The organism is Thioalkalivibrio sp. ALE31, from assembly GCF_000377405.1.
Taxonomy (GTDB): Bacteria; Pseudomonadota; Gammaproteobacteria; order Ectothiorhodospirales; family Ectothiorhodospiraceae; genus Thioalkalivibrio.
The window spans coordinates 23707-35268 of sequence record NZ_KB905025.1 but is presented as its reverse complement, the minus strand read 5'-3'; the positions used below and the strand labels follow the sequence as shown (position 1 = coordinate 35268).

Here is an 11562-nt window from a genome sequence, read left to right as displayed (position 1 = left end):
GAAAGGCCGGTGAAAGACGCTAGTTACTGAAACAGAAAGCCTTTGGGAAACATTGATCAGTGTTTCCCCGGTTTCAGTGAGGCGAGCGTCAATGGGCGGCAAGCTGAGGGGCTGGTTCAGGTATCTGGTAGACGGAGTCGGGCGTCGAGTGCCGAGGGCTGATGTCCTCCGGGTTCCTCGGCGGCACCGGATACGGGCCCAACTGCGCCGGCACAGCGTCGCCATGATCTCGCTGATGATCGCGATCTCCTCCCTCGGCTACAACACCTGGCGCAACGAGACATCGGAACTGCACCGCAACTGGCGCCAGGCGTCCTTCGAACTGACGCGCGAGATCAACGAACTCCAGCAGGTAGTTCTTTACCGGCGTTATTTCCATCCGGTCGAGAGCGATGTGCCAGCCGGGATTGGCGATGCGGAAACCTGGATACGGGGCTGGGGCCGCGCGGCCAGCGTACGGGATCTGACCTCCGTCCTACCGGATCCACTGCCGGCGCATGGGCTCCATCTGCACACTACCAGGGCGCAGCATGCGCGGCACCTGCACGGGGACGACGAATTGGCCCGCGAGGCGGAGGAGGCGCTGCTGACGGCTCTGGACGACACCCGCGACTCGGTTCTGGAGCTCATCCGGAATCTGCGGTGAGGCCGTGACCGGTGGTTCAGTAACCCAGCTCGAGCGCGGGCTCGTCGAGGGCGGCGGCCTGCTCGCGCAGGGTGAGGATGTGGTCTTCCCAGTAGCGCGGGGTGTAGAAGACCGGGAAGCCGTCGATGAAGGCCGGGTCGTCGGCGCGGCGGGCCAGCCAGGCGGCATGCCGCAGGATGCGCAGCGTGCGCAGCGGGGCGATCAGCCCAAGCTCGCGCCGATCCAGCGGCACGAAGGTCTCGTAGCCCTCCAGCAGGGCCTGCATCTGCCACGCCATCTCCGGGGGCTCGCCGGACAGGAACATCCACAGATCCTGCATCGCCGGACCGGTGCAGGCATCGTCCAGATCCACGAAGTGCGGCCCGTCGTCGGTCCACAGGATGTTGCCGGGATGGGTGTCGCCATGCAGGCGCAGCTGCTGGACCGGGCCAATGCTGTCGAGTGTGCGCTGGATGCGCTGGAGCAGGTCGGCGCTGAGGTCGCGGTAGACCGATTCCAGTTCCAGTGGCAGATAGCCGGAGGCGAGCACGGCCTGGCGCGCTTCCTCGCCACGTGGCACGGGATCCAGTACCGGACGCTCGCGAAAACGGTCGGCGCGCCCGACCTCGTGGATACGCGTGATGAAGCGGCCAATGCGCACCAGCGTCTCGCGCTGCTCCAGATCCGGCGCGCGGCCACCGCAGCGCGGGTAGACGGCGAACAGGAAGCCCGCGTGTTCCTGCAGCGTTTCGCCCCGGTCGTCCGCCAGCGGGGCAACCACCGGGACCTCGCGCGCGGCGAGTTCCTGGCTGAAGGCATGTTCCTCGCGGATGGCATCCGGCGACCAGCGTCCGGGCCGGTAGAACTTGGCGATTACCGGCGTGGCGTCCTCGATGCCGACCTGGTAGACCCGGTTCTCGTAGCTGTTCAGGGCCAGCAGGCGCCCGTCGCAGCGCAGACCGGTGGTCTCGACCGCGTCGAGGATGACCCCGGGCTTCAGTGCGTCGTACGGATGCGGTTGCGATGTGCTCATCCTTGCAGTGTACGGGTTTGCCGCGCATGGTTTCGCCGAGATGCACGCGAGGAACCGCGCTTGAACCGTTACTACTGGGGGCTGCTGGCCGCACTGACAGCTCTGGTCGGCGTCTGGCTGCTGGCTGGAGTAGGGACGGGGCTGGACGTCGAGAGCCTGAAGGCCGCACGCGGGGAGATCGAGGTGTGGCGGGATGCACGGCCCCTGTCCACGGCCGTGTTGTTCTTTGTGGTGTATGCGGTGGTCGCCGCGTTTTCCGTGCCGGGCATCGTGGTGATGACCCTGGCGGGCGGTGCCCTGTTCGGGGTGGTCTGGGGGACGTTGCTGTCGTCACTGGCCTCCACGCTGGGCGCAACGCTGACCTTCCTGGCAGCCCGCGCGCTGGCGCGCGATGCGGTGCAGCGGCGTTACGGCCGGCAGCTGGGGCGGATCAATGAAGGCTTCGTCCGCGAGGGCGCGTTCTATCTTTTCGCGTTACGGATGATTCCGGTGTTTCCGTTCCTGCTGGTGAATGCCGGGATGGGGCTCCTGCCGATCCGGACCTGGACCTATTTCTGGGTGTCGCTGGTGGGGATGCTGCCGGCCACGGTCGTTTTCGCCAATGCCGGTACGCAGCTGGGGCAGCTGCAGGGGCTGGACGGGCTACTGTCGCCGGTGCTGCTGCTGTCCCTGGCCGCGACGGGTGTGTTTCCGCTCCTGGCGCGCTGGGGCGTGACCGCGGTTCGCTCCCGGCGCCGGCACGCCGGCAGGGGCTGATTCGGGTACCGTATCTGCATGTGCGCATGTAGTGCGGATGCGCGGTAAGCTGTGACTTTGGAACGAGAGGCGCGGGATTGCAGTCTCAAGGCTTTCGGGATCGATTTGCCTGTCCGCCGAGTGCACTGCCAGGCCCAAGGAGAGTTAATTACATGACATTGAATATTCTTCTGCGCCAGGGTCAGGCGGCACTTCTCGCGCTGGGTCTGCTGGGGCTCGCCATGGCGGTGCAGGCGGAAGACGAGCCGCTGGATCGACCGATCGAAAAGGTGCTGGAGCCGATCCAGCTGACCGACCGGGTCTACTACTTCTATGGCTCGCTCGAGAACCGCACGCCGGTCAATCTGGGGTTCACCAACAACACCGGTTTTGTGGTCACGGACGAGGGCGTGGTGCTGATCGATTCGGGCCCGAGCTACAAGGTAGCCCAGCGCATGGAAAAGGCGATTGCCGGCGTGACCGACAAGCCGATCACGCACGTGATCTCCGTAGGCTCGCAGGACCATCGCTGGCTGGGGAACGGGTACTTCCACGAGCAGGGCGCGGAACTGGTGGCACTCCAGCGGACCGCGAGTACCCAGGCCGAACGGGGCGAGGGGCAAATCGCCTCGCTGGCCAACTCCGTGGGTGAGGAGGCGATGGAGGGCACCGAGCCGGTTCCGGCACCGAACCCCGTGGATGCCGATGAGTACACCCTGAGCGTGGGCGGCGTGGACTTCGAGCTGATCTATGCCGGGGATGCCCATTTCCCGGGTGACATCATGGTCCATCTGCCGGGCGAGGACGTCGTCTTTACCGGCGATATCGTCTATACCGAGCGCATGCTGGGGATTCATCCGTTCAGCAACCCGGTGGAAAAGCTGGAGGCCTTCCGGCACCTGGAGTCCATTGACCCGGAGATTGTGGTGCCGGGTCATGGCCGCGCGACGGATATGGCCGAGGCGCGCCAGGATACCGGTGATTACCTTGAGTTGCTGGTGCGCGAAGTGCGCGCGGGGATCGAAGACTGGGAATCCCTGAGCGAGGTGGTGGACCGACTCGCGGATCTGGAAGAGTTCAAGCATCTGCGTCATTACGATGACTGGCACCGCCCGAACGTGAACCGGACCTACCTGTTTATCGAAGGCAACATGTAAGCCACCCCTAGGGAGACGCTGATTGAATCGCGCGTCCGCGCTCGATTCGCTTTTGCGTGCGAACAAGGCGCGGTGACCGCCGTGCAGTCATTCTGCACAAGGGAGCCGTAACGCCGTGCGCGCGCAAAAGCGGCCGAGCCCCGGCTTTCAATGGCTTGTGGGGTTGGTGCCCCCTGTTCCCCGATCCTGCGTTGCGCCGCTTGCGGGTAGAACCACTACCCGCTGCACGACGCGCCTTGTCTCGGAAAACAGGGGGCGCCAACGCGGACGTGCGATTCAATCAGCGTCTCCCTTGGGAATCCCGGCAGCTGGCCGGGAAACCTGCCGACGGCGCGGGGCGTGTGATACGCTTCGCGCCGTTGTCGTTTCCGGCAATTCCAATCTTTTACACGCGACGTTCGACCCCGCGTATGGGTCGGCGAAGGAGCCTCGCAATGCCCGCAGTAACCCTCCCCGACGGCAGCCGCCGCGAGTTCGATCATCCGGTCACCGTGCTGGATGTGGCCAAGGACATCGGTCCGGGCCTCGCCAAGGCGACCCTGGCCGGCAAGGTGAATGGCCAGCTGGTCGATGCCCGCCACGAGATCGACGATGACGCCGAACTCGCGATCGTGACCGACCGCGACCCCGAGGGGGTGGAGATCATCCGGCATTCGACCGCGCACCTGATGGCGCAGGCGGTCAAGCAGCTCTTTCCCGAGGCCCAGGTCACCATCGGCCCGACCATCGAGAACGGCTTCTACTACGACTTTGCCTATGACCGCGGCTTCACGCCGGAGGATCTGGAGAAGATCGAGAAGCGGATGAAAGAGCTGGCCAAACAGGACCTGCCGGTGGAGCGCTCGCTGATGGATCGCGACGAGGCGGTGAAGTACTTCCGCGACATGGGCGAGGAGTACAAGGCCGAAATCATTGCCAGCATCCCGCAGGGCGAGAACATCTCGCTGTACAAGCAGGGCGACTTCGTCGACCTCTGCCGCGGCCCGCATATCCCGTCCACCGGCAAGCTGAAGGCCTTCAAGCTGACCAAGGTGGCCGGCGCCTACTGGCGCGGCGACTCTGACAACGAGATGCTGCAGCGCATCTACGGCACCGCCTGGCCGAACAAGGACCAGCTGAAGGAATACCTGGAACGCCTGAAAGAGGCCGAGCGCCGCGACCACCGCAAGATCGGCCAGGAGCTGGATCTGTTCTCGATCCAGGACGAGGCCGGCGGCGGCCTGGTGTTCTGGCACCCGAAGGGCGCGCGCATTCGCCGCGAGATCGAGAAGTACTGGTACGACATGCACGAGAAGGCGGGTTACGACTTCGTCGTGTCGCCGCACATCGCGAACCTGGAGCTGTGGAAGACCTCCGGCCACGCGGACTTCTACGCTGAGTCCATGTACGAGCCGATGGAGGACGAGCATCAGGCCTTCCAGCTCAAGCCGATGAACTGCCCGTTCCATGTGCTGATGTACAAGGACCGGCTGCACTCCTACCGCGACCTGCCGCTGCGCTGGGCGGAGATGGGCACGGTGTACCGCCGCGAGATGTCCGGTGCGCTGCACGGGCTGATGCGTGTGCGCGGTTTCACCCAGGACGACGCCCATATCTTCTGCCGCGAGGACCAGATCGAGGCCGAGGTGATGGCGGTGATCGACCTGACGCTGGAGGTCCTGCAGACCTTCGGCTTCGAGAAGTTCGACGTGAACCTCTCGACCAAGCCCGAGGACGCGGTCGGCTCCGACGCGATCTGGGAGCACGCGACCGCTTCGCTGCGCTCGGCGATCGAGAAGAAGGGGCTGAAGTATTCGGTGGACGAAGGCGGCGGTGCGTTCTACGGACCGAAGATCGACATCAAGATCCACGACGCGATCGGCCGCGAATGGCAGTGCTCCACGGTACAGCTGGACTTCAACCTGCCCGAGCGCTTCGACATGGAGTACGTGGCCGAGGACAACGAGCGCCGTCGCCCGATCATGATCCACCGCGCGCTGCTGGGGTCGGTGGAGCGCTTCTTCGGCGTGCTGATCGAGCACTACGCCGGGCACTTCCCGACCTGGCTGGCGCCGGTGCAGGCCGAGGTGCTGACCATTACCGAGCGCCAGGACGACTACGCCCGCGAGGTCACCAAGACGCTGCGGGACAAGGGTTTCCGGGTCGAGTCCGACTTGAGAAACGAGAAGATCGGCTTTAAGATTCGCGAGCACACGCTCAAGCGCGTGCCGTATCTGCTGGTCCTTGGAGACAAGGAAATGGAAAACGGGCAGGTCGCGGTACGCACGCGAAGCGGAGAAGACCTCGGCGTGATGAGTCTCGAGGCCTTCGGCGAGCGCCTCCGGGAGGAGGTCGCGAGTCGCCAACACTGAACCTTGAACTGGAGAGAAGGCTATTAGCGCAGCGAAAACGGTCCGCCTGAACGATCAGATCACCAGCCCGCAAATCCGACTGATCGACGCCGAGGGCGAGAATCGCGGCGTCTGCAGTACTGCAGAGGCCCTGGAAATGGCCGCGGAAAGCGGTCTGGACCTGGTCGAAATCTCGCCGAATGCCGAGCCGCCCGTGGCCCGGATCATGGACTACGGCAAGTACAAGTTCGAGCAGGCGAAGAAGGCGCAGGAAGCCAAGAAGAAGCAGAAGCAGATCCAGATCAAGGAAGTGAAGTTTCGTCCGGGTACGGACGAGGGCGACTACAACGTCAAGCTTCGCAACCTGCGCCGGTTCATCGAGGCCGGCGACAAGGGTAAGGTCACCATCCGCTTTCGCGGGCGCGAGATGCGCCACCAGGAACTCGGTGGCGAGCTGCTCGACAAGATCGAGCAGGACATGGCCGATATTGCGGTCGTGGAACAGCGCCCGAAGATGGAAGGGCGCCAGATGATCATGGTGCTGACCGGCAAGAAGAAGTAGGCCGGTCAGACAACAAGGGCGGTCGGGTCTCCGCATACCCGTATCGCCTTTTCACAAACGGCCGGCCCGAATCGGGTACGGCCCCAAATGCCGGAGAGAGTAATGCCGAAGATCAAGACCAATCGGGGTGCGGCCAAGCGCTTCACCCGTACCGGGTCGGGGAAGTTCAAGCGGTTCCAGTCGCACCGCAGCCACATCCTGACCAAGAAGCCTACCAAGCGTAAGCGTCACCTGCGCAGTCCGGCGATGGTGCACGAGTCGGATGCCCCGGCCGTGCGCAAGCTGCTGCCGTACCGTTGAACTGACCGAGGAATCGAGACATGCCACGAGTCAAGCGCGGTGTAACCGCTCACGCCCGTCACAAGAAGGTCCTGAAGCAGGCCAAGGGCTACTACGGCGCCCGGAAGAACGTCTTCCGCGTTGCCAACCAGGCCGTCATCAAGGCCGGCCAGTACGCCTACCGTGACCGTCGCCAGAAGAAGCGCCAGTTCCGGTCGCTGTGGATCGTCCGCATCAATGCGGCGGCCCGTCAGTTCGATCTCTCCTACAGCCGCCTGATGGCGGGTCTGAAGAAGGCCGAGATCGAGATCGACCGCAAGAGCCTGGCCGATCTGGCCGTGCACGACCTGACCGCCTTCGGCAAGATCGCCGAAAAGGCCAAGGCCGCACTGCCGGCCTGAGCAGGATCCTGCAGGATTACCCGCCGGGCACTGCCTGGCGGGTCCCGGAAAGGGGAGGGTCGACGCCCTCCCTTTTTTGTTTCGGGAACAGGGAACACCGGGACGGCGGGTAAGCCGTCGCCCATCATTTTCGGGGAACGCACGTGGAGCAACTGCAACAGCTCGTCGCCGAGGCGCGCGACCGCATCGAGGCGGCCACCGACCTGAAGGCGCTGGATGAGGTCCGGGTGCAGTACCTGGGCAAGAAGGGGTCGATTACCGCCCAGTTGAAGGAACTCGGCAAGCTGACGGCGGAGGAACGCCCCGCCGCGGGCCAGAAGGTGAACGAAGCCAAGGCCGAGGTCGCCGGTCTGATCGAGGCGCGCAAGGAAGCGCTGGCGCAGGCGGCCCTGGCGGATCAGCTGGCCAGCGAGCGGGTGGACGTGACGCTGCCGGGGCGCCGGCCGGGGCCGGGTGCCCTGCACCCGATCACGCAGACGCTTGAACGAATCGAGACCTTCTTTGCCGGTCTCGGGTTCCGCGTGGCCGAGGGACCGGAGGTGGAGGACGACTTCCACAACTTCGAGGCCCTGAATATCCCCGAGCATCACCCCGCGCGGGCGATGCACGACACGTTCTACTTCGACGCCCACCGGGTGCTGCGTACGCATACCTCGCCGGTGCAGATCCGGACCATGGAGCAGCAGAAGCCGCCGCTGCGGGTCATCGCGCCCGGGAGGGTGTATCGCTGTGATTCCGATCTGACCCACAGCCCGATGTTCCATCAGGTGGAAGGGCTGTGCGTGGATACGGATATCACCTTCGCGGATCTGCGCGGTGTGCTGAGCGCCTTCCTGCAGGCCTTTTTCGACCGTGATGATCTGGCCACCCGGTTTCGGCCCTCCTACTTCCCGTTCACCGAACCCTCGGCGGAGGTCGACATCCAGTGCGTGCACTGCGGCGGTGAGGGGTGTCGGGTGTGCAGCCATACCGGCTGGCTGGAGGTGATGGGCTGCGGGATGGTGCATCCGAACGTGCTGGGGCACGTCGGGATCGACGCCGAGCAGTACACGGGCTTTGCCTTCGGGCTGGGGGTGGAGCGCATGGCGATGTTGCGCCACGGCGTGAATGATCTCCGGCTGTTCTTCGACAACGATATCCGCTTTATCGGGCAATTCGGGCAGACAGGCTAATGCGTATCAGTGTGCAGTGGCTGCAGGAATGGCTGCAGATCGACGAAACCCCGGAGGCGCTGGGGCATCGCCTGACCATGGCAGGGCTGGAGCTGGACGCCCTGGAACCCGCGGCCCCGGATTTCAGCGGCGTGCGGGTGGGTCATGTCCTTTCGGTGGAGCCGCATCCGGATGCCGATCGCCTGCGCGTGTGCCGCGTCGCGGCTGGCGCGGCGGAGCCGCTGACCATCGTGTGCGGGGCGCCCAATGTGCACGAGGGCATGCGTGCGCCTGTGGCCGTGGTGGGGGCGGTTTTGCCCGGCGATTTCCGGATCAAGCGCTCGAAGCTGCGCGGGGTGGCCTCCGAGGGAATGCTCTGCTCGGCCCGCGAGCTGGGCCTGTCCGAGGATGCGGCGGGACTGATGGCGCTGCCATCGGACCTGGAGGCCGGCCTGGACCTGCGCGAGGCCCTCGGGCTGGACGACACCATCCTCGAGGTGGACCTGACCCCGAATCGGGCGGATTGCCTGGGGATGCGGGGTATTGCCCGCGAATGTTCGGCCTTGCTCGATCGCCCGCTGCACGCCCCGGACATGCCGGGCGTGCAGGTGGCCAGTGAAGCCCGTGTGGCCATTGAGGTCCGCGATGCGGAGGCCTGCCCGCTGTATGCGGCGCGGGTGCTGGAGGGGCTGGACGCGAAGGCTGCCACACCGGTCTGGATGACGGAACGCCTGCGGCGTGCCGGGGTGCGTCCGCTAAGCGCCATCGTGGATGTGACCAACTACGTCATGCTGGAGCTGGGCCAGCCCCTGCATGCCTTTGATGCCGGGCGCGCCGGTGAACGGATCATCGTGCGCCGCGGGGAAGGGGGTGAATCCCTGACCCTGCTGGGTGGGGAGCAGACGGTGAAGCTGTCGCCCAGGGACGTGGTGATTGCTGGAGAGGATGGGCCGCTGGCGCTCGCCGGCGTGATGGGCGGGGCCGCCAGTGCGGTCGACGACGCCACCACGCGGGTAATCCTCGAGTGCGCTCATTTTACCCCGCGTGCCCTGGCCGGCCGCGCCCGGGCCCACGGGTTGCACACCGATGCCTCGCACCGCTTCGAGCGCGGGGTCGATCCCACCCTGGTCCCCCGGGCCATGGAGCGCGCCACAGAGCTTCTTCTTGCGATCTGCGGAGGGCAGTGCGGCCCGATCGAGCAGACCGGCGAGACGCCGGCTCCGCACCGGGAGAGCGCGATCACCCTGCGCCCGGAGCGGGTCCAGCGGCTGCTGGGGATCACACTCGATGGCGCCGAGATCGAACGCATCCTGCGGGCGCTGGACTGCGAGGTCGAGACGGTCGGTAATGGCTGGTCGGTGCGGGCGCCGCGCGCGCGGTTCGATCTGGAACGCGAAGAGGACCTGATCGAGGAGCTGGCGCGGGTGCACGGCTACGATGCCCTGCCGCAGACCCTGCCGACGCCCGTGGCGCCGGTGACCCCGGACAATGCCCTGCGGTCACTGCGCGACGGGCTCGCGCGCCGCGGGTTTCACGAGATCATCAGCTTCAGCTTTGTTGCGGCGGACACGGCCCGGGCGTTCTATCCGGACGTCGAACCCCTGGCCCTGGCCAATCCCATCTCGTCCGACCTGGCAGTGATGCGCTCCGGGCTGTGGCCGGGACTGGTAACCACCGCGGCGTACAACCAGGCCCGCCAGCAACCGGATCTGCGGCTGTTCGAGCATGGTCTGCGGTTTGTGCCGGATGCCTCGGGCTTGCGCCAGGAGGCACGCCTGGCCGGTCTGCTCGGTGGCCGGGCGGCACCGGAGCACTGGGAAGGGACACCGAGGAAGATCGATTTCTTTGACGCGAAGGGGGTAGTGGAGACCCTCTGCGAGCGGCTCTCCGGGGAGCTGGGCTTCCGTATGGAACGGCACCCGGCGCTGCATGATGGTCAGTCAGCGCGCGTCCTGGTGGATGGCCAGGCGATTGGCTGGGTCGGGCGGTTGCACCCCTCCCTGTGCGAGCGATTCGACGTGGAGCCCGTCTACCTGTTCGACCTGGACGCGGTCGCCGTGGCCCGCGCGCCGGTGGCCCAGTTCAGCCCGCTGTCGCCCTATCCGTCGATCCGGCGCGATCTGGCGGTGGTGGTCGGCGAATCGGTCGCCGCCGGCGACGTGCTGGCGGCCATCCGGGAGCTGGACCTGGAGCTGGTGCAGGATGTCCGCCTGTTTGATCTGTACCAGGGCAAGGGCTTGAATCCGGACGAGAAGAGCCTGGCTTTGGGCTTGATTTTACGGGCTTTTGATCGCACCCTAGGCGAACAGGATGTGGCTGGCGTCACCGACGCGGTGATGCAGCATCTCCAGGCCCGGTTCAACGCAACCCTGAGACAATAAGGCGATGGCAGCTGTTACCAAGGCGGATCTTGCCGCCGTGCTAAACGAGGAACTGGGTCTCAACAAGCGGGAGGCCAAGGAATTCGTCGAGATGTTCTTCGAGGAAATGCGCCAGTCGCTGGAAGCAGGCGAGGGCGTAAAACTCTCGGGCTTCGGCAACTTCATCCTGCGCGACAAGAATCAGCGTCCGGGACGCAATCCGAAGACGGGCGAGGAGATCCCGGTATCCGCGCGACGCGTGGTTACCTTCCGCCCGGGGCAAAAACTGCGCGAGCGGGTAGAGAGCTATGCTGGAGGCGAGTAACCACCAGGAACTGCCCGCGATCCCGGGCAAGCGCTACTTCACGATCGGCGAGGTGGCGGAGCTGTGCCAGGTCAAGCCGCACGTGCTGCGCTACTGGGAGCAGGAATTCCCGATGCTGGCGCCGGTGAAGCGCCGCGGGAACCGCCGCTACTATCAGCGCCAGGACGTGATCCTGATCCGCCAGATCCGGGCTCTGCTGTACGAGGAGGGCTACACGATCAATGGGGCCCGCCAGAAGCTCTCCGGTGATGAGGCGAAGGGCGATCGCCAGCAGGCCCAGCAGATCATCCAGGACACCATCTCCGAGCTCGAGTCCGTACTGCGCACGCTCCGCGCCTGACCTTCCTTGTGCCCGCGTTCAGAAAGTCTTTTTGAACCACAGAGGGCACGAAGTTCACGAAGAAGGTCTTTCGGGTCTGGTCGCGGGTTAAAGGGCCGCATCCATTGCGGCGCATCCCGTCTCCGAATCCGCGAGCCATCGATGCCTTCCGTTTTCACGCGTTTCTCTGTGTCCTCCGTGCACTCTGTGGTGAACTAAACAGCCGTGTGCCGTGGTGGGCGCTCGGTTCGCTTTGACGGTGTTGGGTGCTTTCGTGACGGCGGG

The 11562-nt window shown here is 65.4% G+C and carries 12 protein-coding genes; 11 read left to right on the top strand and 1 reads right to left on the bottom strand.

All coding sequences use genetic code 11. The features are described 5' to 3' along the window. The first annotated feature begins 223 nt into the window (after positions 1-223). Positions 224-646 carry a hypothetical protein gene (locus D103_RS0110965; RefSeq protein ID WP_018876831.1) on the top strand — a complete coding sequence of 141 codons (423 nt, stop codon included), beginning with the start codon at positions 224-226 and terminating at the stop codon, positions 644-646. A gap of 16 nt (positions 647-662) precedes the next feature. On the opposite strand, the gene D103_RS0110960 is transcribed toward D103_RS0110965, so the two are convergent. Further along, complete coding sequence (locus tag D103_RS0110960) at positions 663-1658, bottom strand: serine/threonine protein kinase (RefSeq protein WP_018876830.1); 996 nt, start codon at positions 1656-1658, stop codon at positions 663-665. A 60-nt stretch (positions 1659-1718) separates the two neighbouring features. Between D103_RS0110960 and D103_RS0110955 the strand changes: the two genes are divergently transcribed. The 10 genes from D103_RS0110955 to D103_RS0110910 all read left to right on the top strand — a co-directional run bounded on the left by D103_RS0110955 (position 1719) and on the right by D103_RS0110910 (position 11298). Then, the gene (locus D103_RS0110955; RefSeq protein ID WP_018876829.1) at positions 1719-2414 is read left to right on the top strand and encodes a TVP38/TMEM64 family protein; all 696 of its coding nucleotides are present in this window, start codon (positions 1719-1721) and stop codon (positions 2412-2414) included. Positions 2415-2566: 152 nt separating this feature from the next. Next, positions 2567-3550, top strand: coding sequence for an MBL fold metallo-hydrolase (locus tag D103_RS0110950; protein WP_018876828.1), 984 nt, complete (start codon positions 2567-2569; stop codon positions 3548-3550). A gap of 434 nt (positions 3551-3984) precedes the next feature. After that, positions 3985-5901 carry a threonine--tRNA ligase gene (thrS, locus tag D103_RS0110945; protein ID WP_018867319.1) on the top strand — a complete coding sequence of 639 codons (1917 nt, stop codon included), beginning with the start codon at positions 3985-3987 and terminating at the stop codon, positions 5899-5901. 22 nt (positions 5902-5923) lie between these two features. Further along, positions 5924-6442 (top strand): translation initiation factor IF-3, encoded by a 519-nt coding sequence (infC, locus tag D103_RS0110940; RefSeq protein ID WP_081618407.1) that lies wholly within the window; start codon positions 5924-5926, stop codon positions 6440-6442. A gap of 102 nt (positions 6443-6544) precedes the next feature. Next, complete coding sequence (gene rpmI, locus D103_RS0110935) at positions 6545-6742, top strand: 50S ribosomal protein L35 (protein WP_017942014.1); 198 nt, start codon at positions 6545-6547, stop codon at positions 6740-6742. A gap of 20 nt (positions 6743-6762) precedes the next feature. Then, a complete protein-coding gene (gene rplT, locus D103_RS0110930) occupies positions 6763-7122 on the top strand; it encodes a 50S ribosomal protein L20 (protein WP_017925358.1) in 360 nt (119 codons plus the stop codon). Positions 7123-7265: 143 nt separating this feature from the next. Continuing rightward, on the top strand, positions 7266-8294 hold the full coding sequence (pheS, locus tag D103_RS0110925) for a phenylalanine--tRNA ligase subunit alpha (RefSeq protein ID WP_018876827.1): 1029 nt from the start codon (positions 7266-7268) through the stop codon (positions 8292-8294). Further along, positions 8294-10654, top strand: a complete 2361-nt coding sequence (gene pheT, locus D103_RS0110920) for a phenylalanine--tRNA ligase subunit beta (protein ID WP_018876826.1) — start codon at positions 8294-8296, stop codon at positions 10652-10654. Before pheS ends, pheT begins: the two co-directional genes overlap by 1 nt. 4 nt (positions 10655-10658) lie before the next feature. After that, positions 10659-10958, top strand: a complete 300-nt coding sequence (locus D103_RS0110915; protein WP_018867323.1) for an integration host factor subunit alpha — start codon at positions 10659-10661, stop codon at positions 10956-10958. Next, a complete protein-coding gene (locus D103_RS0110910; RefSeq protein WP_018867324.1) occupies positions 10942-11298 on the top strand; it encodes a MerR family transcriptional regulator in 357 nt (118 codons plus the stop codon). Before D103_RS0110915 ends, D103_RS0110910 begins: the two co-directional genes overlap by 17 nt. The last annotated feature ends 264 nt before the right edge of the window (positions 11299-11562 follow it).

What these genes read in the sequence shown, in the direction of transcription:
- D103_RS0110965 (WP_018876831.1), top strand. Translation starts at nt 224, where the DNA reads ATGATCTCGCTGATGATCGCGATCTCCTCCCTCGGCTACAACACCTGG.
- thrS (WP_018867319.1), top strand. Translation starts at nt 3,985, where the DNA reads ATGCCCGCAGTAACCCTCCCCGACGGCAGCCGCCGCGAGTTCGATCAT.
- D103_RS0110960 (WP_018876830.1), bottom strand. Translation starts at nt 1,658, where the DNA reads ATGAGCACATCGCAACCGCATCCGTACGACGCACTGAAGCCCGGGGTC.
- pheT (WP_018876826.1), top strand. Translation starts at nt 8,294, where the DNA reads ATGCGTATCAGTGTGCAGTGGCTGCAGGAATGGCTGCAGATCGACGAA.
- rpmI (WP_017942014.1), top strand. Translation starts at nt 6,545, where the DNA reads ATGCCGAAGATCAAGACCAATCGGGGTGCGGCCAAGCGCTTCACCCGT.
- D103_RS0110910 (WP_018867324.1), top strand. Translation starts at nt 10,942, where the DNA reads ATGCTGGAGGCGAGTAACCACCAGGAACTGCCCGCGATCCCGGGCAAG.
- D103_RS0110950 (WP_018876828.1), top strand. Translation starts at nt 2,567, where the DNA reads ATGACATTGAATATTCTTCTGCGCCAGGGTCAGGCGGCACTTCTCGCG.
- D103_RS0110915 (WP_018867323.1), top strand. Translation starts at nt 10,659, where the DNA reads ATGGCAGCTGTTACCAAGGCGGATCTTGCCGCCGTGCTAAACGAGGAA.
- rplT (WP_017925358.1), top strand. Translation starts at nt 6,763, where the DNA reads ATGCCACGAGTCAAGCGCGGTGTAACCGCTCACGCCCGTCACAAGAAG.